Genomic DNA, 19,662 nt, shown 5'->3' with positions numbered 1-19,662 from the left:
TTCAGGCTTCTCCCAGATAGGTCTCGCGGTGCTGGCGCGGCACGAAGCGCCCGGTGCCCGGCTGCGCCAGCACGGCGCTGCCATCCCAGACGCAGGCGCCACGCAGCCAGGTGGCCGCGACGCGAGCCCGCATCGCACGGCCATGATAGGGCGACCAGCGGGCATCCGGCCGATCCTCTATCATTGCTTCATCGAAAAGAAAATCGCCCTGTTGCAACACCAGCAGATCGGCATCCGCGCCCACCCGGATCGCCCCCTTCTTCGGAAACAGGCCATGGAAGCGCGCCGGCCGCTCGGCGCAGTATTTCGCCATCAGCGTCACCGGCAAGCCGCGTTCCGCCAGCAGGGTGAACATCAGCGGCGCGAAGCTCTGCATCCCCACCAGCCCGGCGCCGGGGGCGAAGATATCCCCGGTGTAGATCTTCTTCTCCCGCGGCCAGGGCGCATGGTCGGTCGAGACATAGGCGATCTGCCCGGCGGCGAAGGCCAGCCACATCCGCTCCACCTCCTCGGCGGTGCGGAAGGGCGGGTTGCACTTGCCGAAGCCCTCCAGCCGGATGAGGTCCTCCTCGGTCATGCAGAGGTACTGGATGCAGGCCTCCCCACTCGTCTTCGCCCCCTGGCCGCGGAACAGCGCCGCCAGGTCGAAGCCGCGCGCCAGCGAGGAATGGGCGATATGCACATGGCAGCCGGTCTCGAGCGCCATCTCGAAGATCTCGAGGTCGGCCATGCTCTCGACCAGCGGCGGCCGGGTGCGGCAATGCATGATCGGATCGGTGCGCCCCGCCGCCTTCGCCTCGGCGGTCAGGCGGACCACCATCTCCTGGTCCTCGTTGTGGATGGCGCACATCAGCCCGGTGCGGGCGATCTCGCGGAAGGCGGCCAGCATGGTCGGGTGGTCGATGCGCGGGAAGCGCACCGCGTCGTATTCATAGGTGGAGAGCTTGAAGGAGCAGACCCCCGCCTCCGCCAGCCCGGCGATCGCCTCCACGCCGCCGTCCTTCCGGATGGTCCCGTACAGCGCCATGTCGACGTGGCTGGTCGCATTCACCACCGCGATCTTCTCGGCGAGGATGCCGGCATCCGTCACCGGCCGCGGCACGTCGTAGGGCATGTCGACGCAGGTGGTCACGCCGCCCGCCGCGGCCGAGCGCGAGGCGCCCTCGATCCCGGCCCAGCCGGTGCTGCTGCTGGTATGCATATGCCCATCGACCAGCCCCGGCAGCACCAGCATGCCGGAATGATCCGCCACCGCGGCGGCCGACGGCGGCGCGCCCTGGCCGATGGCGGCGATGGTCTCGCCGCGGATCGCCACATAGCCGCCCGGCAGCACGCCATCGGGCAGCACGAGGTCACCGAGGATCACCCGGTCATAGGGCGCAGGCTGCATCGACGAATCCTTGAGCTGGCGTTTGGCCGAACCTAGCCCTTCTCCGCCGCCTGAAAAACCCGGCCCGCCACCCCGATCGCCAGCCGCGCCGCTTCCGTCTCCCGCTCCCCGTTCCAGACCAGCGCCACGCCGACGGAGGCGACCGGCCCCGCCAGCCCGCGGAAGGCGACCCCCGGCGGCCGCAGCACCGCCATCCCCGAACTCACCAGCGCGACGCCGAGCCCCGCCGCGACGAAGGCGAGCTGCGCCATGGCCGAGCCCACCTCGCGCATCGCCACCGGCTCGAAGCCCGCGGCGCGGCAGGCGGTCACCTGCCGGTCGAAATAGGCCGGGCTGATGCTGCGCGGTAGCAGCACCAGCGCCTCCCCGGCGAGCGACGCCAGGGGGAGGGGGCCCGGCTCTCCCAGCAACGGATGCCCTTCGGGCAATGCCACCACCAGCGCATCGGCGCCCAGCGGCAGCACCCGCAGCGGCGGCCGGTCGCGGTCCAGCCGGGCGAGGGCGAAATCCACCTCGCCGCGCCGCAGCGCCTCCACCGCATCCGCGGTATCCATCTCCCGTACCGCCAGGGCGCTGTCGGGGGCGGCCGCCCGCAGCCCGCGCACCAGCGGCGGCAGGTAGTCGAACAGCGCGCTGGTGACGCAGGCCATGGCCATCGGCGCATGCCGCCCGGCCCGCAGCTCGCGCGCCAGGCTCTCCACCTGCTTGGCATCCTCGGCGAGGCGCCGGAGGATCGGCAGCAAGGCCTCGCCCTCCCGCGTCGGCCGCGCGCCCTTCCGCGTGCGCTCCAGCAGCCGCACGCCGAGTTCGGCCTCCAGCGCCTGGATCTGCGCCGTCAGCGGCGGCTGCGAGACGCCCAGCCGGGCGGCGGCGCGGCCGAAATGGCCCTCCTCGGCGACCGCCAGGAAATGCCCCATGCGGCGCAGGATGCGGAAATCCATCGGGTGCTCCTGGGCGTAATCCTGATCGGCGATACGCAAATCATATCGTGCCCGCCGCTCAATCGGAATGGACGAAGGCCGCGCCTGGGGCGACAAAGCACGCCTCACCCCAGGGAACGACCGCCATGCAACTCCATCCCGTGAAGCTCCACCCGTCCAAGTCCCTCCTCAAGCGCGAGGACCAGCTCGCCTGGAAGATCGCCGGCGTCGCCGCCGACAAGGTCGCGGTCGAGAAGGACGTGGCGGCGATGATCATCAACCGGATCATCGACAATGCCGCCGTCGGCATCGCCTCGGTCAACCGTAAGGCCCCCACCTCGGCCCGCGCCATGGCGCTCGGCCATGCCCGCAAGGGCGGCGCCACCATCTTCGGCATGCCCGCCAACAAGCGCTTCTCGCCGGAATGGGCCGCCTGGGCCAACGGCACCGCGGTGCGCGAGCTCGACATGCACGACACCTTCCTCGCCGAGGACTACTCCCACCCCGGCGACAACATCCCCCCCATCCTGGCCGTCGCCCAGACCATGGAGAAATCCGGCCGCGACCTGATCCGCGGCCTGGCGACCGGCTACGAGATCCAGATCGACCTGGTGAAGGCCATCTGCCTGCACGAGCACAAGGTCGACCACATCGCCCATCTCTGCCCCTCGGCCGCGGCCGGCATCGGCACCCTGCTGAAGCTGCCGCAGGAGGCGATCTTCCAGGCGGTGCAGCAGGCGCTCCACGTCAGCATCTCCTTCCGCCAGTCCCGCAAGGGCGAGATCAGCAGCTGGAAGGCCTTCGCCCCGGCGCATGCCGGCAAGCTGGCGATCGAGGCCGCCGACCGCGCCATGCGCGGCGAGGGCGCCCCGTCCCCGATCTACGAGGGCGAGGACAGCGTCATCGGCTGGGTCCTCTCGGGCCGCACCATGGCCGACAAGGAAGGCCGCCCGGCCGCCTATGGCCCGGTCTACTACGAGGTGCCGCTACCGACCGCCGGCGAGCCCAAGCGCGCCATCATGGACAGCTACACCAAGGAGCACTCGGCCGAGTACCAGTCCCAGGCCCTCATCGACCTCGCCTTCCGCATGCGGGAGAGCATCCCGGACCAGGAGGCGATCGAGAAGATCGTCATCCACACCAGCCATCATACCCACTACGTGATCGGCACCGGCGCCAACGACCCGCAGAAGATGGACCCGAAGGCCAGCCGCGAGACCCTCGACCACTCCATCATGTACATCTTCGCCGTCGCCCTGCAGGACGGCCGCTGGCACCACGTGGACAGCTATGCCCCCCGCCGCGCCGGCCGGGCCGATACCGTCCGCCTCTGGCACAAGATCGAGACCACCGAGGATGCGGAATGGACGCGCCGCTACAAGTCGCGCGACCCGAACGAACTCTCCTTCGGCGGCCGCGTCGAGATCATCTTCAAGGACGGCACCAAGCTGGTCGATGAGATGGCGGTCGCCAATGCCCATCCGAACGGCGCCCGACCCTTCGGCCGGGCGGAATACATCAACAAGTTCCAGATCATGACCGACGGCCTGATCTCGGCCCGGGAGAGCGCCCGCTTCCTCGCCGATGTCCAGGACCTGGCGCGGATCCCGGCCGGCGAGCTGCACCTGCTGAACGTCGCCATGCCGGCCGGCAGCCTGGCCGAAGGCAAGCCGGGCATCTTCTGAGCCGTCCCGAGCCTCCATCCCATCCGGGGGCGGCACCCGCCGTCCCCGGCCCTTACTACACGGGAGAACCAGCCATGAGCGAAGCCACCCCCGACATCAAGAAGGGCCTCGTCGGCGTCTATGCCGATGTCTCCACCATCTCCAAGGTGATGCCGGAGACCAACAGCCTCACCTACCGCGGCTATGCCGTGCAGGACCTCTGCGAGGAATGCAGCTTCGAGGAGGTCGCCTACCTGCTGTGGAACAGCGAGCTGCCGAACCGCGACCAGCTCGCCGACTTCAAGGCCGCGGAAGCGGCCGAGCGCGAGATCAGCCCGGCGCTCCACCGGGTGATCAAGGACTTCCCGCATGGCGGCCATCCGATGGACGCCATCCGCACCGCGGTCTCCTTCATGGGCATGGAGGATCCCGAGAGCGCCGACATCAGCGAGGCCGCCACCCGCCGCAAGGCGATCCGCCTGCTGGCCAAGATCCCGACCGCCATCGCCGCGGCGCATCGCGCGGCGAAGGGCCTGGACCCGGTGATGCCCGATCCGGGCCATTCCTTCGGCGAGAATTTCTTCAACCTCGTCTTCGGCAAGGTGCCGCAGCCCGAGGTGCTGAAGGCCTTCGACGTCTCCCTCATCCTCTATGCCGAGCACACCTTCAACGCCTCGACCTACACCGCCCGGCTGGTCACCTCGACCATGGCCGACATCCACGGCGCCATCACCGCCGGCATCGCCGCGCTGAAGGGCCCGCTGCATGGCGGCGCCAACGAAGCCGTGATGCACATGCTGAAGGAAGTCGGCGGGCCGGATAAGGCGGAGGAGTGGCTCTCCACCCGCTTCGACCACAAGGCGCTGGTGATGGGCTTCGGCCACCGGGTCTACAAGACCGGCGACAGCCGGGTGCCGACGATGACCAAGTACGCCGAGAAGATGGCCGAGGTGGTCGGCGACAAGACCTGGATGAACACCTCCCGGGTGCTGGCGGCGAAGATGCTCAAGGAGAAGAACATCCACCCGAATCTCGATTTCCCGGCCGGTCCCGCTTACTACCTCATGGGCTTCGACATCCCGCTGTTCACGCCGATCTTCGTCGCCTCGCGCGTCACCGGCTGGGCCGCGCATGTCATCGAGCAGGCCGCCGACAACCGTCTGATCCGCCCGCTCTCGTTCTACACGGGGCCGGAGCAGCGTCCGGTGCCGCCGATCTCGGCACGCTGAATTCCGCGTCGTCACCGCAGGACGGCCGCCGGTGCATCCGGCGGCCGTTTGCAATTCTGCAGGCTGCGCGCAGCGCATCGCGCATGCACTGCACAGGGCACACGCATAAAAGCGTGGCAGCAATTGCGGTTTCTGTTGACAGGCCGGATGGCTGTGCAGATAGCGTGCAAATGCGCGCATGATGTTGCCCGCGATTCGTCCAGCGGGATATGCACCGCGGCAGATCGCTCGGCCTTCAACCATCCTGTCGCGATAGGGAAGGACGGTCCATGGACCGCAGGCAGGACGGGGTGGCGGCAGCAAAATTCGCCGGCCATTCCGCGCCGTCGCAGGGCAAAATTTTAACGCCCCGTGCCGGATACGCGGAGGACGGAACCACGATGCGATCCAGCCCGCCACGGGCCTCTCATCGTCCGCCACCGCTTGCTGCCCGCAAGGCCTGGACAGTGAAACCCGCGGCTTCGCGCGCATCCATCATCGCGCGCCGCGGTCATCGCATCGCCAGCCCTGACGTCAGATCGCTTGCCGCAGACCCTTCCCCGACCCATTGCCCCAGGAGATTCCCCCTGTGACCGATACGCCCGAAGCCCCCGTTGCCAGCCGCGCCCAGCCCATGGCCGTCGCCACCACCCGCCGCACCGCGAAGAAGCCCGCGACGGCCCGCAGCCGCGCCGCCGCCGCGGTGAAGAAGCCCGCCGCCCGCAAGGCCGCGCCGGCCAAGAAGGCAGCGCCCGCGAAGAAGGCCGCGCCTGCGAAGAAGGCTGCAGCCGCGAAGAAGCCCGCCGCCCGCAAGGCGGCGCCGAAGGCTGCCGCCAAGGCCGCGCCGAAGCGCGCCGCCGCGGTGAAGAAGCCCGCCGCCCGCAAGGCCGCGCCGGCGAAGGCCGCGCCGAAGAAGGCAGCACCGGCGCGGAAGGCCGCACCGAAGAAGGCCGTCGCCGCGAAGAAGCCCGCTGCCCGCAAGGCCGCGGTGAAACCCGCGCCGAAGCGCGCCGCCGCCGCCACGAAGAAGCCCGCCGCCCGCAAGCCCGCCGTGGCGAAGGCTGCGCCGAAGCGTGCCGCCGCCGCGGCGAAGAAGCCCGCTGCCCGCAAGCCCGCGGCGGCGAAGGCCGTGAAGGCCGCGCCGCGGAAGGCCGCACCGGCGAAGGCCGCGAAGGCGCCGGCGCCTTCCGCCCGCTCCGAGGCCGCGCGCAAGGGCGCCATCACCCGCGCCGCCCGCAAGGCGGAGAAGATGAGCCCCGCCGCCACCCCGGCGCCGGAGGCTCCCGCCGCCGAGGCCGAGGCCCCGGCGACCTGATCACCGGCTGACTGCGGGCGCCGCTCCTAGAAGGGCGGCGCCTCGCCTGCCAGCCAGCGCGCACCGCGCGCATAGAGCGCCTCCACCTCCGGTCCCATCAGCCCCGGCATGTCGGTCTTCACCGCATAGCCGATCTGCGTCTGCAGATAGGCCAGGTGCCGATACCCCACGGGAAAGCGCGCCAGCAGCGCCGCATCCAGCGCCAGCGTCGCCGCCGGATCCACCGGGTCCATCCGGTCCTTCTCGTAGATCGGCTGGCGCAGCACCACGCGCCAGGCGCCGTCGCGCTGCTCGATGAAATCGTAGAAGCGCCCGGTGCAGACCACGTCCACCACCACGCCATGCACCGGCGCGCGCTGGCTGATGGTCATCTTGGTCTGGGCGATCGCCCGCCTCCCCGCGACATCGGCGCTATGCCCGCCGAGGAAATGCAGGATCGAAACGCCCTTCGCCCAGCCCGCCTTGCTGGCCGCGATGAACTCCGCCGCCGGCGCCTGGCACCAGGTGGCGCACATGTAGCCGTCGTCGTGCCAGCAGGTGGCGAAGCGCTCCCAGTCGCCGGCGTCGCGCCACACCGCCCAGGTCTCGACCAGCGCGCGGATCGCCAGCCGGTCGAGCATCGCCTGCTCCACCGCCTCAGCCCTGCCAGCCGCCGAAGAAGGCCCATTCGGAGTGCGGCCGGCGCTGCCGCGGCGCCACCTCCCGCGCCGCCAGCGCCTCCGGTAAGGCCTCGGCCGGCCCGACATGGCCGATGGCGATCGCCGCCACCGGCTCGAAGCCCTCCGGGATGCCGCAGGCCTCGCGCGCCTTCGCCGCATCGAAGCCCGCCATCTGATGCAGCCCGAGCCCGAGCGCCCCGGCCTGCAGCGCCATCTGCGTGACCGCCGCGCCGGTGTCGTACAACGCATGCCGGTTCGGGTTGCCGTTGGCGGCGAAGGTCAGCCGCGCCACGGCGATCATCAGCACCCCGGCCTCCCGCGCCCAGCCCTGGTTGTTCGGCGAGAGCGTGGCCAGCAGCTTGGCAAAGGCCTCCGGCTCCGCATCCCGCCGGGCGACGACGAAGTGCCAGGGCTGGCCGTTGTTGCAGCTCGCGGCCCAGCGGGCGGCCTCCAGCAGGCTTTGCAGCGCGGCTGGGGACACAGGCTCCCCGGTGAAGCTGCGCGGGCTCCAGCGCCGCCGCAGCAGGGCCTCGATGGGGTATTCGGCGGGGGCTTCCCGGTCGGGCGCGGTGCTCATGCTGGCATCTCCTGTCCGGCTCAGCCGAAGGTGCCGAGGAGGTCGTCAACCTCGTCCGGCGTCAAGGTCCGGGCCGGCTGGCCGCGCAGCAGCAGCGCCAGCTTCGCCGCCTCCTCCAGCTCCTCCGCCGCATAGACCGCATCGTCGAGGGTCTTGCCGCTCACCACCGGCCCATGGTTCGCCAGCAGCACCGCCCGCGCATCCTTGGCCGCCGCCGCGATCGCCGGCTCCATCGCCGCGTCGCCCGGCCGGTAGTACTTCACCACCGGCAGGCTCCGCCCCACCCGCATGACGAAATAGGGCGTCAGCGGCGGGATCGGCGCCGCCTCGCCCGGGGCGGCGAGGCAGGCGATCGCCGTCGCATGCGTCGAATGCAGATGCACCACCGCCCCCGCCTCCGGCCGCGTCGCCAGGAAGGCGCGGTGCATGAACACCTCCTTCGAGGGCTTGTCGCCCGAGACATGCCGGTAGGCGCTGTCGAGCTTGCTGATCCGCGCCGGATCCAGCCGGCCGAGGCAGGAATTGGTCGGCGTGATGAGGAAGCCATCCTCCAGCCGCACGCTGATGTTGCCGGCCGAGCCGACCGAGAAGCCCCGGCCGAACAGCAGCCGCCCATGCGCCGCGATCGCCTCGCGGAGATCCGCCTCCGCGCTCATACCCCGAAGGCCTTCAGGAAGAAGTCGCGCGTGCCGAAATTGCCGGACTTGAGCGCGAGGTGCAGCCCGGGTTGTTCGGCACCCCCGGCGGAGCCGGACTCGGCATAGGTCCAGGGCACGCCCGGGTCGATCTCCGGCCCGATCCTGAGCGCCGTCACGCCGAGCCGCGAGACGACGGCGCCCGAGGTTTCGCCCCCCGCGACCACCAGCCGCGTCACGCCCCGCGCCACCAGCGCCGCGGCGATGCCGGCCAGCGTCTCCTCGACCAGCGCCCCCGCCGCCTCCCGCCCCAGCTTGCGCTGCAGCGCCGCCACCTGCTCCGGCGGCGCGGAGGCGGCGATGACGATGGGCGCGTCGCCCAGCTTGCCCTCGGCCCAGGCCAGCGCCTGCGCCACCAGCGCCGCCACGTCGGGCGTCGCCAGCGCATCCAGCTCCAGCGTATGCGCATGGTCCCGCGCATAGCCGATCTGCCCGAGCGTCGCGCGCGAGCAGGACCCCGCCAGCACCGCCGCCGGCCCGGCCATCGGCGGCAGGGCGGATGCCGCCTCGCCACGGTCCGGCAGCAGCCCCTTGGCGCGGAAATTCGCCGGCAGCCCCATCGCCACCCCGGACCCGCCGGTGACCAGCGCATGGTCGGCCACGGCCTCGCCGATCGTCAGCAGATGCGCGTCGGTGACGGCATCGACGATGGCGTAGCGCCAGCCGCTTTCCTTCAGCCCGGTCATGGTGTGGCGCAGGATGGTGGCGCCCTGCTCGACCACCGCGAAGGGGATCAGCTTCACCGTGCCGCCGGTCTGCCGGCCCAGCACGCGCACCAGGTTGGCATCCTTCATCGGCGTCAGCGGGTGGTTCTCCATCCCGCTCTCGTTCAGCAGGGTGGCATTGACGAAGAGATGCCCCTGGAAGACCGTCCGCCCATTGGTCGGGAAGGCCGGGTTGGCGATGGCGAAGCCGCAGCCGAGCCGCTGCACCAGCGCATCCGCCACCGGGCCGATGTTCCCCGCCTCCGTGCTGTCGAAGGTGGAGCAGTACTTGAAGAAGATCTGCTTCGCGCCGGCGGCCAGCAGCGCCTCGCAGGCGGCCAGGCTCTCGGCCACCGCCTCCCGCGCCGGGGAGGTGCGGGACTTCAGCGCGACGATGATCGCATCCGCCTCGGGCAACGGGGAGGCCGTGCCATGCCGCTCCGCGGCGGGCGGTACGCCGATCACCTGCACCGCGGTCATGCCGCCCTTGACCAGCGTATTCGCCAGATCGGTGGCGCCGGTGAAGTCGTCGGCGATGCAGCCGAGCAATGGCATGGTTCTCTCCCTTAAAGCGGCGTGCCGTCCTTGCGGCTGTAGCGCCATTTCCCGTCGGCGCCCATCACAGCGGTGAGATCGTCCTCGGGGTAGCTGACGCCATCGCCCGGGCTGCGGTCGCCCACCTCCAGATAGATCGCGTCGGCGGCGGACCGGTTCACCAGGCAATGCGCATCCCCGGTGCCCGCCTTGAAGCCGGCGCACATGCCGGGCGCCAGCGGCGTCTCCCCCGCATCGGTCCGCAGCAGCGGATGACCCTCGAGGACATAGACGAACTCATCCTGGGTCCGGTGCGCATGCCGCAGCGAGGAGGCAGCCCCGGGCGGCAGCCGCACCAGGTTCACCCCGAAGTTGCCCAGGCCGAAGAGATCCCCGAGCACCCGCTTCTCCCGCCCCGCCATCTTCGAGACGAGGTCGGCCGGATAGCCCGAAGGCACGGCGCGCGGCGCCACCGCCGCCGCCACCACCGCGATGGGTCGTTCCGTCATGTCCGATCCTTTCCTGCGAGAGGGAGGTCCTGCGAGAGGGAGGCACTTCTGCCGGCACCGGCCGCGGCCTGGCATCCGGGTGCGGCATGGACTGCCTGCTGAAGGTCATCGTCTGGTTGCGCGACCAGCGCCAGCAGGAGGAATTCGACCGCATCTACCGCAGCTGCTTCACCAGCCAGGCGACCCTGCCGGCCCGCACCCGCATGCAGGCCGGCCGCACGCCCATGGAGTGCGCGCCGGAGGTCGAGGCGGTCGCCTAGGTGCCCAAGGGCTGACCCTGAGCCCTCACGGCTTCCGGGGCAGCGCCAGCACGTCCCGATGGCCGATCCGCGCCGCCAGCCGCCGCGCCGCCACCTGCCCCAGCCGATCCTCCAGCCAGCCGCCTATCCGCGGATCGCCCCGCCGGTCCTGCCGCTGCGCCGCCTCCGCATGCCCCATCACCAGCTCGCTGAGGAAGCGCGTCGCCGCCTCGTGCATCCCCGGCAGCGGCATGGCGCCGCGGCTGCGGATCTCCCAGTCGCTCGGCGCGCTGGTCACGTCGAAGCCGCGCGCCGAAAAGGCCTCGGCGATCGCCGCCGGTGCCCGGTCGCCCAGCGCGACTCCGGAAAAACCCTTGTCCCGGCCCTGGTCGCGGCGGAAGCCATCCGCCACCACCCGGTCGGCCGGATGCGGCGGGGTGAAGCGGTCCCGCCCGGTGACGCAGAGCGCCGCATAGAAGGGCACCCGCAGCGCCCCCGCCAGCCGCTCCACCCAGTCCCGCGAGACCAGGTCGCAGAGCGCCGAGGACACCACCGCATCGGCATTGTGCAGCGGCAGCCCGCGCGGCGCCTCCGCCAGGTCGGCCACCAGGGTCTCGATCCGCCAGGCCCCGCCCGGCGCATGCACCAGCAGGGTGCGGCGGTTCGGCACCGTCACCTTGTGGCCGATCGCCTCGCTGCGGTCGGCGATGGTGTCGAAGGCCGCCTCCAGCAGCTCCCGGTCGGCATCCACCAGGGTCCAGACCTGCGCCCGCCCCAGCCGCGGCGCCAGGAAGCGGAACAGGCTGCCGGTCCCGGCGCCGAGGTCGAGGAAGCGCGGCCGCGCCGGCAGGCTGGCCAGCAGCGCATCCGCCAGCGCCTGGCTGCGCGCCATGGCATCGAAGGGCTCCCGCAGGTCGAGCCAGTCGAGCGCGAATTCCTCCGCCATCAGGCCTTCTCCAACTCACGCAGGAAGGCCGCCGCCCGGTCGCTCCAGCGCGGCAGCCGCTGCCCGGCCTGCCAGGCCGCCTCGGCCATCTCCGCCCGCATCCCGGTATCGAACAGCACCCGCCGCATCGCCCGGGTCAGCAGCATCACGTCGCCGGGCGGCGAGACGCAGCCCGCCTCCACCGGCACCACATCCGCGATCGCCCCACCGGCGGTGATGGCGACGGGCAGGCCGCGCGCCAGGGCCTCGGCCGCGGCCATGCCATAGCCTTCCCAATGGGTCGCCAAGGCGAAGACGTCGCTGCGGCTATACAAATTCTCCAGCGCCGCGCCGGAAACCTCCCCGGCGAAGCGCACCCGCTGCGCCAGCCCGAGTTCCTCCACCAGCGCCCGCAGCCCCTCGGCATAGACCGCGTCGCGCGCCCCGCCGGCGATGGTCAGGCTCCAGTCGATATCGGTCAGCCGCGCCAGCGCCTTCAGCAGCACGTCGTGCCCCTTGCGCGGGATCAGCGTGCCGACCGAGAGGATGGCAACGCCCGGCCCGCCCGAGCCGCGCGCCCGCTGCGCCGCATCCGTCCCCGGCTCGACCACGCCGATCCGCTCCGGTGCCACGCCGAATTCCCGCGTTAGGTCCCGCCCGGTCGCGGCGGAGGGCACCACCAGCCGCGCCAGCCGTGGGAAGATCGCCGCCTCCGTCGCCCGCAGCGCCGCCGCCGCATCGGCGCCGATGCCGGCCTCCATCGCCGTCGGATGATGGATCAGCGCCACCGCCCGCCGCGCGACCAGGGCATCGGCCAGCGGCGCGAAGGCCGGCAGCCCCAGCCCGTCGAGGATGATCCGCGTCCCTTCGGCCAGCCCGTCCAGCGCCGCCCGCGCCGCCGCCAGCGCCGCCTCGTCCGGCAGCGGATGCCGCCCCGCCAGCTCGATGACCTGCACCGTCTCGCCCAGCGCCCGGAAGCCCTCGACCAGCCGCCGGTCATAGCCATAGCCGCCCGAGATGGTGTCGAAGGGCGCCGGCACGAGCAGGGCAATTGGCAAAGCCTGGGTCCGATTCAGACCTTCGGTGCTCGGCTGCGCCTGCGCCCTCCGGTCATCGGACCCAGTCACGCGACAGGACCTTCATAGGCCGCCCAGGCATTCGGGCTTTCCCGCAGCAGGATCTTCAGCCCGGTCACGTTGCCCGACTGCGCCCCCAGCCTGCCGTCCTTCAGCGCCGCCGCCAGCAGCCCATGGATGTGGGAGCAGAGGAATTCGGTGGTGGTATTCACCCCGGCGAAGGCCGGCTCGCCATCCAGGTTGCGGTAGTCCAGCCCATCGAGCGCCTTCCGCAGCTCCACCTTGGCCAGGCCGATATCCACCAGCAGCCCCAGCGCGTCGATGCTGGGCGCGCGGAACTCCGCCTCCACCGCGAAGGTGGCGCCATGCAGGCGTTGCGCGGGGCCGAATTCCGCGCCGCGGAAGCTGTGCGCCACCATGATGTGGTCGCAGACGGTCAGGCTGTACATGGTCGCTCGCTCGCTTGCTCAGTAGGTGACCGTGGGGCAGGGATGTGCCGCCGGCCCATTCAATATCCCCGGCAAAGCCGCCGGCAATGCGGCAAAATCCACCGGCGGCGCGAGGAGCGCATCGAAGCGCGGGTCCTCCAGCAGGCCGAGGGCCAGCGCCAGCCGCTCCCCATGCGTCCGCCGCCCGCGCATGACCGGCGAAACCTGCCCGACCTGGGTCGAGACGATCGACAGCCGCTGCGCATGGAAGGCCTCGCCCAGCGGCAGGGTCACGCTGCGGTCGCCGTACCAGCTCGCCTCGACGATCCGCCCCTCGAAGCCGGCGCGGTCCAGCGCCAGCGCCAGCCCCTCCGGCGCCGCGCTGGCATGGATCACCAGGTCGCGCCCGCCCGGCGCCGCCTCCGGCGCGCAGAACCGCGCCCCGAGCGCCTCGGCCAGCCCCGCCCGCCCGGGGTCGATGTCGCAGACCGCCAGGTCGAGGCCGGGGACCCTCGCCAGCAGCGCCGCCACCAGCAGCCCGACCACCCCGGCGCCGATCACCAGCGCCCGCTCGCCCACCAGCGGCCGCGCATCCCAGAGCACGTTGACCGCCGTCTCCATGTTCGCCGCCAGCACCGCGCGCAGATCGGGCACTCCATCCGGCACCGGCAGGCACATCGCGGCGGGCGCCAGGAAGCGGTCCTGATGCGGATGCAGGCAGAAGACCCGGCGGCCGAGCAGGGCAGGGGGGCCGGCCTCCACCGCGCCGACCGCCGCATAGCCGTACTTCACCGGATAGGGGAATGCGCCCGCCATCAGCGGCGCCCGCATCACCGGCCACTGGCTTTCCGGCACCCGCCCGGCCAGCACCAGCCGCTCCGTCCCGCGGGAGATGCCGCTCGCCAGCGCCCTCACCAGCGCCTGGCCCTCGGCCGGCGGCGGCAGGTCTTCCGTGCGCAGTTCGGCGACACCCGGCGCCACGTACCACAGGGCGGTCGCCTTCATGCGCAGACCCCCGGCCGCATCCGGTCGAGCGCGATATCGAAGAGCACATCCGGCGCCAGCGCATGCACCGTCCAGGCGAAGCGCAGCCCATCGGCGATCCGCGCCGCCTCCGGCAGGGTGAAGGCCGGGATGCCGGAGCCCAGCAGCACCGGCGCCACCGTCACATGCAGCCGGTCGAGGCAGCCCGCCGCCAGGAAGCGGCTCACCGTCACCCCGCCGCCCTCGACGAAGATGCGCGTCAGCCCGCGCGCCGCCAGCGCGCCGAGGATCGCCGGCACCGCCAGCCCGCCATGCAGCGCATCCCGCGGCAGCCGCACCACCTCCGCCGTGCCCAGCCGGTCGCCGCCCGGCGCATCCGCGGCCGCCAGCAGCAGGGTCGGCGGGCCCTCGCGGAAAATCCGGTAGTCGGCCGAAAGCCGCCGATCGGTATCCAGCACCACCCGCACCGGATCCGGCCCGGTGCATTCCCGCGTGGTCAGCCGCGGGTCGTCGTGCCGCACCGTCCCGGCGCCCACCACCACCGCATGGCACAGCGCCCGCAGCCGGTGGGTATGCAGGATGTCGCCCGCCCCGCCGATCCACTGGGAGGAGCCGGAGGCGGTGGCGATCCGCCCGTCCAGGGTCTGCGCCAGCCGCCCGACGACGACGCAGCCATCCGCCGCCCGCGCCGGCACCAGCAGCGGCCCGAACAGCGCGCCGAGCGGCCCCGGCGGCAGCATCCCCGGCGCATCCCGCAGGGCGCGCAACGCTTCCCAGGCCAGCGGCGGATCGGCAGGTCTTTCCGTCATCACATCCATTGCGCGGCACCTTGCCGGATGCCGGCGCGGCGCGCCAGCGGCCTCGCCGCTAACCGTTCTTCAACCCGGGCATGGGAGGTTCCGCGCCCTCGCTTGTGGAAGCCGCGCCATGTTCGATCGATTCAGCAGAAAACCTGTCAGCGACAGCCGGACGACGGCCCTCGATGCGCTTCGAGCCAGCGTCATGCTGGCCGATCCGGACCTGAACATCACCTACCTGAACGCCTCCGCCCGCGGCCTGCTGCAGGAAGCCGAGGCCGAGCTGCGGCGGGAACTGCCGCGCTTCGAGATGGCGAAGCTGGTCGGCAGCAACATCGACATCTTCCACAAGCAGCCCTCGCACCAGCGCGGGATGCTGGCGGCGATGAAGGACCCGCACCAGGCCACCATCACGGTCGGCAACCGGATCTTCGACCTGCTGGTCACGCCGCTGCTCGAAGGCGGCCAGCAGGTCGGCTTCGCCGTCGAATGGACCGATGCGCGGGAACGGCTGCTGAACCTCGACCTGGCCGCGCAGTTCGCCGCCCTCAACCGGTCGCATGCGGTCGTCACCTTCGGCGCCGACGGCATCATCCAGGACGCCAATGCCAATTTCCTGGCCTGCATGGGCTATACGCTGGAAGAGGTGCGCGGCAAGCCCCACAGCATCTTCGTCGAGCCCGCGCTGCGGGACAGCCCGGCCTATCGCGCCTTCTGGGACAGCCTGCGCCGCGGCGAATACCAGGCGGCGCAGTTCAAGCGGATCGGCAAGGGCGGCCGGGATGTCTGGATCGAGGGGGCCTACAACCCCATCCGAGACCGCAACGGCACGGTGGTGAAGGTGGTGAAATTCGCCACCGACGTGACCGCCCAGGCCAAGCTGCTCGCCAACCTCACGCACAACCTGGGCGAGATCGACGGCGCCATCGAGCTCTCGACCGACGGCACCCAGGCAGCGGCCACCGCCGCCGAGGAAACCTCGGCCAATGTGCAGACGGTCGCCGCGAGCGCCGAGGAACTGGCCGCCTCGATCGACGAGATCTCCGCCAGCATGGCCCGGTCCCGGGCCGCGACGGACAGCGCCTTCGACCGCACCGTGGCGGTCGGCCGCAACACCGACCAGCTCGCCGGCGCGGCCCAGGCCATGGGCGGGATCGTCGGCCTCATCCGCAACATCGCCAGCCAGATCAACCTGCTGGCGCTGAATGCGACGATCGAGGCCGCCCGCGCCGGCGATGCCGGCAAGGGCTTCGCCGTGGTCGCCTCGGAAGTCAAAAGCCTCGCCGTCCAGGCCGCCCGCGCGACGGAACAGATCTCCGGCGAGATCGACGGCATCCAGGGCATCTCGCTGGAAGTGGCCAGCGCCCTCGGCGCCATCCGGGAGGCGGTCACCACGGTCCGCGAAAGCGTCACCCTGACCGCCTCGGCGGTCGAGGAGCAGAGCGCCGTGACCCGCGGCATGTCGGCCAGCATGCAGACCGCCGCCGGTGCCGTCACCACCATCTCCGCCAATGTGAACAGCATCGCCGCGGCCGTGCTGCAGGCCGGGCAGGCGGTCAGCAAGACCAAGGAGGCGGCGCAGGTCCTGGCGCGCTAGGGCGTGATCGGCTGAGGTGGCCTCATCGAAAGCCGTGAGGCACGCGACAGGCAGCAACCTGGATCCTGATCGTCGCTGCTGTCGGCGACGATCAGGATCTAGGGCCGCACCAGCGCATGCGGGAACCAGGGCAGCAGCAACTGCGCCAGCACCCCCGCCAGGATCGGCAGCGCGACGCTCGCCGCCAGCCGGATCGCCACGAAGCGCCCGCCCAGCACCGGCCATTCCCAGGCGATCACCCGGTGGAAGCCGAGGATCGCCCAGCCGGTGATCAGCGCCACCATCTGCGCCCCGCCGGCGCCGGCCTTGATGAAGGTCAGCACCAGCGGGAAGGAGACGAAGGGCCCGCCGGGGATGAAGCCCCCGGCGAAGCTGGCGACGACGATGCCCGCCAGCCCGCTCTCCGGCCCCAGCCAGCCGGCCGCGGCATCGGGCGGGATCAGCTCCGCCAGGAAGGCCGCCATCGGCAGCGCCACCACCAGCAGCGGCAGCACCCGCACCACGGTCTGCCCGGTCTCGCGCAAGGCCCGCTGCGCCGTCGGCACCCCCCGCCGCAGCGCCAGGCCGAAGGCCACCAGCGCCACCACGAACAGCAGGATCTGCCCCGGCGTCATGCCGGCGGCCTGCTGCCCGGCGGCGACCAGTCGATCGGGATGCGCCGCGCCAGCGCCCCGGCCAGGAAGCCCAGTGGCAGGCCGCAGAGGAAGCGCAGGATGGCGAAATCGGCGCCCAGCAGCGGCACCTCCCAGACCAGCACGCGCTGGAAGCCGTTCAGCGCCCAGGCGACGATGAAGGCGATCAGCGCGCCGCGGTCCGCCCCCGCCTGGGCCAGCACCAGCACCAGCGGGAAGGCCGCCATCGGCCCGCCCGGCATGGCCATGCCCGCCACGGTGGCGACGCCGAGGCCGCGCCAGCCGCTCTCGGCCCCCATCCACTTGGCCAGGGCCCCGGCCGGGATGAGCTGCTTCAGGCTGCCCGCCAGCAGCAGCCCCGCCAGCATCGCCGGCAGCACGCCGAGGAAGACGCCGGCGGCGACGCCCAGCGCCCGCATCACGCCCTCGGGCCCATGCAGCCGGTACACCGCCACCCCGGCCACCAGGCCGATGCCGCCGATGATCAGCAGGTTGGACTGCCGGCGTAGGACCGCCAGCATGGGGCGGCTGCTACAGCCGCACCGCCTCCGTCTGGTAGCGATCCTCGGCGGTCCGCTGGAATTCGGTATCCAGCACGAAGGCGGCGACCACGGCCAGGCAGGCGGCGGCGACCATGCCGATGAGGATGGCTTTCACGACGGGATTCTCCTGCAACGGAACCAGCGTATGGGTCCGGCTCAGGCCGATGGCAAGAGCGCCTCGGCCGCCGCCAGATCCTCCGGTGCATTGGCATTGAAGAAGGGATCGATCGGCACCGCCGGCCATTCCGCGCTGGCGCAGCCGAAGCGCGCGGTCCAGCGGTCGATCTTCTTCTCCCCCGCCAGCAGCGCCGTCCGCAATTCGCCGCGCAGCGCCACCGGCCAGAGGGCGATCGGCGGATGCGTCCAGCCGCCCGAGGCGGCGCAGGCCATCGGCACCCCGGCCGCCCGCCGCGCCGCCTCCAGCCGTGCGACCAGATCCGCCGGCAGGAAGGGCCCGTCGCCCGGGACCGAGAGCACCGTCGCCACCCCCGGCCGCTCCGCCGCCGCCCAGTCCAGCGCCGCCAGCACCCCGGCCAGCGGCCCCGGGTAGTCCGGCAGCGGGTCGGCGACCACCGGCAGGCCGAATTCGGCAAAGCGCGCCGGATCGCCGTTGGCGTTGAGGATGATCCCCGCCACCTGCGGCGCCACCCGGCCGATCACATGCGCCAGCAGCGGCCGCCCGCCGAGCAGCCGCAGCGGCTTGTCCCCGCCGCCCATCCGCCGTGCCAGCCCGCCGGCCAGCACCACCGCGAGCACGTCAGTCATCGCGGCCATTCTTTCGCCAATGCTTCGGATTCTCCTCCGCCACGCTGCCGAGGTCGGCGTCGAAGACGATCCGCTCCTCCCCCGCCAGGGCGACGAAGCGCTTCCCCTTGCAGCGGCCGACCAGCGTCAGCCCGACCTCCCGCGCCAGCTCCACCCCCCAGGCGGTGAAGCCGCTGCGGGAGATCAGGATGGGGATGCCCATCCGCACCGTCTTGATCACCATCTCCGAGGTCAGCCGCCCGGTGGTGTAGAAGATCTTGTCGCCCGGCTCGCAGCCGGTGCGGAACATCCAGCCGGCGATCTTGTCCACCGCGTTGTGCCGGCCGACGTCCTCCATGTAGACCAGCGGCGCATCGGCCTTGCACAGCGCGCAGCCATGGATGGCGCCGGCCTCCAGGTACAAGGTCGGCAGGGTGTTGATCGCCTTCAGCAGCCCGTAGAGCCATGAGGTCCGCAGCTCGGCGGCCGGCAGCCTGCGCTCCCCGAAATCCTCCAGCAGGTCGCCGAAGGCGGTGCCCTGGGCGCAGCCGCTGGTCAGGGTCTTCTTCTTCAGCTTCGCCTCGTAGTCGGTGCGCCGCGCGGTCCGCACCACCACCACCTGGAGGTCGTCGTCGTAGTCGATGCCCGTCACCGCATCGTCCCGCCGCAGCATCCCCTGGTTCAGCAGGTAGCCCAGCGCCAGCTCCTCCGGCCGGTCGAGGATCGTCATCATCGTGACGATCTCCTGCCCGTTCAGATAGAGCGTCAGCGGCCGTTCCACCGTCACGCTCGCCTCGATCCGCGCGCCGGTCTGGTCGAGGCCACTCACCCGCCGGGTCAGCCGCGGGTCGGAGGGATCGGGCTGGACGAGGAGCGGGGTCTGCATGGCCGGAAGGTGAGGCGGCATCGGCGCCTCGGCAACCCCGCGGGACCGTCACACGTTCCCGCAGCCGAAGGAGAGACCATCGATGCCCAGCTACCACTTCCCCGCCGAGGCCGGCGAGGCCCTGCCGGATACCCGTCCCGAGACCTTTGGGCCCGAGGCCATCGCCGCCCTGCTCGACCGCCTCGGCCTGGCGCATGACGGCGTCCGCATCACCCGCCAGGGCGATACCGTGACGCTGGAAGGCCGGGTCGCCGATGCCGCCGCCGAGGAGCTGCTCGTGCTGGCCACCGGCAACCTCGCCGGCATCGGCCAGGTGCGGGACCAGCTCACCACCGGCCATGCCCCCGGCCTGCTGGACAGCCTGGGCGCCTTCGCCCGGCTGCCCGCCGGCAGCGCCAGCACCGAGGCGGCGGAAACCGCGGTCCATGCCGCCCAGCCCGAGGCCGGCACCCGCTTCGGCCCCGCCGGCAGCCTGTTCCATGCCATGCAGCCCGGCGAATCCCTCGCCGACCTGGCCGCCCGCCACTACGGCGATCCCGCCGCCGGCGAGCGTCGCCTGCTGGAAGCCAATGCGGCCATCCTGCGGAACGCCGGCTCGCCCGGCCCCGGCTTGGTGCTGCGCATCCCGCCTAAGTAG

Annotated in this window: 23 protein-coding genes; 5 read left to right on the top strand and 18 right to left on the bottom strand. The window is 71.9% G+C overall.

Going from position 1 to position 19,662, the window contains the following annotated elements:
- Nucleotide 1: 1 nt before the first annotated feature.
- Both AC0IW9_RS02220 and AC0IW9_RS02215 read right to left on the bottom strand, forming a co-directional pair.
- Nucleotides 2-1,390, bottom strand: coding sequence for a dihydroorotase (locus tag AC0IW9_RS02220; RefSeq protein WP_471646571.1), 1,389 nt, complete (start codon nt 1,388-1,390; stop codon nt 2-4).
- Between the two features lie 32 nt (nt 1,391-1,422).
- Complete coding sequence (locus AC0IW9_RS02215; protein WP_471646570.1) at nt 1,423-2,331, bottom strand: LysR family transcriptional regulator; 909 nt, start codon at nt 2,329-2,331, stop codon at nt 1,423-1,425.
- 125 nt (nt 2,332-2,456) lie between these two features.
- On the opposite strand from AC0IW9_RS02215, the gene AC0IW9_RS02210 reads away from it, so the two are divergent.
- Together AC0IW9_RS02210 and AC0IW9_RS02205 are read left to right on the top strand one after the other, a co-directional pair.
- Nucleotides 2,457-3,995: an MmgE/PrpD family protein gene (locus AC0IW9_RS02210; RefSeq protein ID WP_471646569.1), complete on the top strand. Its 1,539-nt coding sequence runs from the start codon at nt 2,457-2,459 to the stop codon at nt 3,993-3,995.
- 74 nt (nt 3,996-4,069) lie between these two features.
- A complete protein-coding gene (locus tag AC0IW9_RS02205) occupies nt 4,070-5,203 on the top strand; it encodes a bifunctional 2-methylcitrate synthase/citrate synthase (RefSeq protein ID WP_471646568.1) in 1,134 nt (377 codons plus the stop codon).
- A gap of 513 nt (nt 5,204-5,716) precedes the next feature.
- On the opposite strand, the gene AC0IW9_RS02200 is transcribed toward AC0IW9_RS02205, so the two are convergent.
- The 6 genes from AC0IW9_RS02200 to AC0IW9_RS02175 all read right to left on the bottom strand — a co-directional run bounded on the left by AC0IW9_RS02200 (nt 5,717) and on the right by AC0IW9_RS02175 (nt 10,175).
- Nucleotides 5,717-6,448 (bottom strand): hypothetical protein, encoded by a 732-nt coding sequence (locus AC0IW9_RS02200; protein ID WP_471646567.1) that lies wholly within the window; start codon nt 6,446-6,448, stop codon nt 5,717-5,719.
- A 75-nt stretch (nt 6,449-6,523) separates the two neighbouring features.
- Nucleotides 6,524-7,117 (bottom strand): nuclear transport factor 2 family protein, encoded by a 594-nt coding sequence (locus tag AC0IW9_RS02195; protein WP_471646566.1) that lies wholly within the window; start codon nt 7,115-7,117, stop codon nt 6,524-6,526.
- 16 nt (nt 7,118-7,133) lie between these two features.
- Nucleotides 7,134-7,733: a nitroreductase family protein gene (locus AC0IW9_RS02190; protein ID WP_471646565.1), complete on the bottom strand. Its 600-nt coding sequence runs from the start codon at nt 7,731-7,733 to the stop codon at nt 7,134-7,136.
- Between the two features lie 20 nt (nt 7,734-7,753).
- A complete protein-coding gene (gene otnC, locus AC0IW9_RS02185; RefSeq protein WP_471646564.1) occupies nt 7,754-8,389 on the bottom strand; it encodes a 3-oxo-tetronate 4-phosphate decarboxylase in 636 nt (211 codons plus the stop codon).
- Nucleotides 8,386-9,687, bottom strand: a complete 1,302-nt coding sequence (gene otnK / locus AC0IW9_RS02180; RefSeq protein WP_471646563.1) for a 3-oxo-tetronate kinase — start codon at nt 9,685-9,687, stop codon at nt 8,386-8,388. The genes otnC and otnK overlap by 4 nt, the downstream gene beginning before the upstream one ends.
- 11 nt (nt 9,688-9,698) lie before the next feature.
- A complete protein-coding gene (locus tag AC0IW9_RS02175; protein ID WP_471646562.1) occupies nt 9,699-10,175 on the bottom strand; it encodes a cupin domain-containing protein in 477 nt (158 codons plus the stop codon).
- Nucleotides 10,176-10,261: 86 nt separating this feature from the next.
- Between AC0IW9_RS02175 and AC0IW9_RS02170 the strand changes: the two genes are divergently transcribed.
- Nucleotides 10,262-10,435 (top strand): RidA family protein, encoded by a 174-nt coding sequence (locus AC0IW9_RS02170; RefSeq protein WP_471646561.1) that lies wholly within the window; start codon nt 10,262-10,264, stop codon nt 10,433-10,435.
- A gap of 25 nt (nt 10,436-10,460) precedes the next feature.
- Here AC0IW9_RS02170 and AC0IW9_RS02165 read toward each other — a convergent pair whose 3' ends face one another.
- From AC0IW9_RS02165 to AC0IW9_RS02145, 5 genes are all read right to left on the bottom strand, one after another.
- The gene (locus AC0IW9_RS02165) at nt 10,461-11,360 is read right to left on the bottom strand and encodes a class I SAM-dependent methyltransferase (RefSeq protein ID WP_471646560.1); all 900 of its coding nucleotides are present in this window, start codon (nt 11,358-11,360) and stop codon (nt 10,461-10,463) included.
- On the bottom strand, nt 11,360-12,397 hold the full coding sequence (locus tag AC0IW9_RS02160; RefSeq protein ID WP_471646559.1) for a glycosyltransferase family 4 protein: 1,038 nt from the start codon (nt 12,395-12,397) through the stop codon (nt 11,360-11,362). The genes AC0IW9_RS02165 and AC0IW9_RS02160 overlap by 1 nt, the downstream gene beginning before the upstream one ends.
- Before the next feature lie 65 nt (nt 12,398-12,462).
- The gene (locus AC0IW9_RS02155; RefSeq protein WP_471646558.1) at nt 12,463-12,864 is read right to left on the bottom strand and encodes a 6-pyruvoyl trahydropterin synthase family protein; all 402 of its coding nucleotides are present in this window, start codon (nt 12,862-12,864) and stop codon (nt 12,463-12,465) included.
- 18 nt (nt 12,865-12,882) lie between these two features.
- A complete protein-coding gene (locus AC0IW9_RS02150) occupies nt 12,883-13,848 on the bottom strand; it encodes a zinc-dependent alcohol dehydrogenase (RefSeq protein WP_471646557.1) in 966 nt (321 codons plus the stop codon).
- On the bottom strand, nt 13,845-14,636 hold the full coding sequence (locus AC0IW9_RS02145; RefSeq protein ID WP_471646556.1) for a RibD family protein: 792 nt from the start codon (nt 14,634-14,636) through the stop codon (nt 13,845-13,847). Before AC0IW9_RS02145 ends, AC0IW9_RS02150 begins: the two co-directional genes overlap by 4 nt.
- A 118-nt stretch (nt 14,637-14,754) precedes the next feature.
- On the opposite strand from AC0IW9_RS02145, the gene AC0IW9_RS02140 reads away from it, so the two are divergent.
- Entirely contained in the window at nt 14,755-16,221 is a 1,467-nt protein-coding gene (locus AC0IW9_RS02140) for a methyl-accepting chemotaxis protein (RefSeq protein ID WP_471646555.1), read from the top strand.
- Nucleotides 16,222-16,319: 98 nt separating this feature from the next.
- On the opposite strand, the gene AC0IW9_RS02135 is transcribed toward AC0IW9_RS02140, so the two are convergent.
- From AC0IW9_RS02135 to fdhD, 5 genes are read right to left on the bottom strand one after another with little or no spacing between them, the layout of a single operon-like run.
- Nucleotides 16,320-16,835, bottom strand: a complete 516-nt coding sequence (locus tag AC0IW9_RS02135; RefSeq protein WP_471646554.1) for a hypothetical protein — start codon at nt 16,833-16,835, stop codon at nt 16,320-16,322.
- A complete protein-coding gene (locus AC0IW9_RS02130; protein WP_471646553.1) occupies nt 16,832-17,374 on the bottom strand; it encodes a hypothetical protein in 543 nt (180 codons plus the stop codon). Before AC0IW9_RS02130 ends, AC0IW9_RS02135 begins: the two co-directional genes overlap by 4 nt.
- A gap of 10 nt (nt 17,375-17,384) precedes the next feature.
- Nucleotides 17,385-17,510: a hypothetical protein gene (locus AC0IW9_RS02125; protein WP_471646552.1), complete on the bottom strand. Its 126-nt coding sequence runs from the start codon at nt 17,508-17,510 to the stop codon at nt 17,385-17,387.
- Nucleotides 17,511-17,551: 41 nt separating this feature from the next.
- A complete protein-coding gene (mobA, locus tag AC0IW9_RS02120) occupies nt 17,552-18,160 on the bottom strand; it encodes a molybdenum cofactor guanylyltransferase MobA (protein ID WP_471646551.1) in 609 nt (202 codons plus the stop codon).
- The gene (fdhD, locus tag AC0IW9_RS02115) at nt 18,153-19,046 is read right to left on the bottom strand and encodes a formate dehydrogenase accessory sulfurtransferase FdhD (protein ID WP_471646550.1); all 894 of its coding nucleotides are present in this window, start codon (nt 19,044-19,046) and stop codon (nt 18,153-18,155) included. The genes mobA and fdhD overlap by 8 nt, the downstream gene beginning before the upstream one ends.
- 61 nt (nt 19,047-19,107) lie before the next feature.
- On the opposite strand from fdhD, the gene AC0IW9_RS02110 reads away from it, so the two are divergent.
- A complete protein-coding gene (locus tag AC0IW9_RS02110) occupies nt 19,108-19,662 on the top strand; it encodes a BON domain-containing protein (RefSeq protein WP_471646549.1) in 555 nt (184 codons plus the stop codon).

Source organism: Belnapia sp. AC561 (assembly GCF_979252845.1).
This window is presented reverse-complemented; position numbering and strand designations above follow the sequence as displayed.

Excerpts from the sequence above, each read along its gene's own strand:
- AC0IW9_RS02220 (WP_471646571.1), bottom strand. The coding sequence starts at position 1,390 with ATGCAGCCTGCGCCCTATGACCGGGTGATCCTCGGTGACCTCGTGCTG.
- AC0IW9_RS02215 (WP_471646570.1), bottom strand. The coding sequence starts at position 2,331 with ATGGATTTCCGCATCCTGCGCCGCATGGGGCATTTCCTGGCGGTCGCC.
- AC0IW9_RS02210 (WP_471646569.1), top strand. The coding sequence starts at position 2,457 with ATGCAACTCCATCCCGTGAAGCTCCACCCGTCCAAGTCCCTCCTCAAG.
- AC0IW9_RS02205 (WP_471646568.1), top strand. The coding sequence starts at position 4,070 with ATGAGCGAAGCCACCCCCGACATCAAGAAGGGCCTCGTCGGCGTCTAT.
- AC0IW9_RS02195 (WP_471646566.1), bottom strand. The coding sequence starts at position 7,117 with ATGCTCGACCGGCTGGCGATCCGCGCGCTGGTCGAGACCTGGGCGGTG.
- AC0IW9_RS02190 (WP_471646565.1), bottom strand. The coding sequence starts at position 7,733 with ATGAGCACCGCGCCCGACCGGGAAGCCCCCGCCGAATACCCCATCGAG.
- otnC (WP_471646564.1), bottom strand. The coding sequence starts at position 8,389 with ATGAGCGCGGAGGCGGATCTCCGCGAGGCGATCGCGGCGCATGGGCGG.
- otnK (WP_471646563.1), bottom strand. The coding sequence starts at position 9,687 with ATGCCATTGCTCGGCTGCATCGCCGACGACTTCACCGGCGCCACCGAT.
- AC0IW9_RS02175 (WP_471646562.1), bottom strand. The coding sequence starts at position 10,175 with ATGACGGAACGACCCATCGCGGTGGTGGCGGCGGCGGTGGCGCCGCGC.
- AC0IW9_RS02170 (WP_471646561.1), top strand. The coding sequence starts at position 10,262 with ATGGACTGCCTGCTGAAGGTCATCGTCTGGTTGCGCGACCAGCGCCAG.
- AC0IW9_RS02165 (WP_471646560.1), bottom strand. The coding sequence starts at position 11,360 with ATGGCGGAGGAATTCGCGCTCGACTGGCTCGACCTGCGGGAGCCCTTC.
- AC0IW9_RS02155 (WP_471646558.1), bottom strand. The coding sequence starts at position 12,864 with ATGTACAGCCTGACCGTCTGCGACCACATCATGGTGGCGCACAGCTTC.
- AC0IW9_RS02150 (WP_471646557.1), bottom strand. The coding sequence starts at position 13,848 with ATGAAGGCGACCGCCCTGTGGTACGTGGCGCCGGGTGTCGCCGAACTG.
- AC0IW9_RS02145 (WP_471646556.1), bottom strand. The coding sequence starts at position 14,636 with ATGACGGAAAGACCTGCCGATCCGCCGCTGGCCTGGGAAGCGTTGCGC.
- AC0IW9_RS02140 (WP_471646555.1), top strand. The coding sequence starts at position 14,755 with ATGTTCGATCGATTCAGCAGAAAACCTGTCAGCGACAGCCGGACGACG.
- AC0IW9_RS02135 (WP_471646554.1), bottom strand. The coding sequence starts at position 16,835 with ATGACGCCGGGGCAGATCCTGCTGTTCGTGGTGGCGCTGGTGGCCTTC.
- AC0IW9_RS02130 (WP_471646553.1), bottom strand. The coding sequence starts at position 17,374 with ATGCTGGCGGTCCTACGCCGGCAGTCCAACCTGCTGATCATCGGCGGC.
- mobA (WP_471646551.1), bottom strand. The coding sequence starts at position 18,160 with ATGACTGACGTGCTCGCGGTGGTGCTGGCCGGCGGGCTGGCACGGCGG.
- fdhD (WP_471646550.1), bottom strand. The coding sequence starts at position 19,046 with ATGCCGCCTCACCTTCCGGCCATGCAGACCCCGCTCCTCGTCCAGCCC.
- AC0IW9_RS02110 (WP_471646549.1), top strand. The coding sequence starts at position 19,108 with ATGCCCAGCTACCACTTCCCCGCCGAGGCCGGCGAGGCCCTGCCGGAT.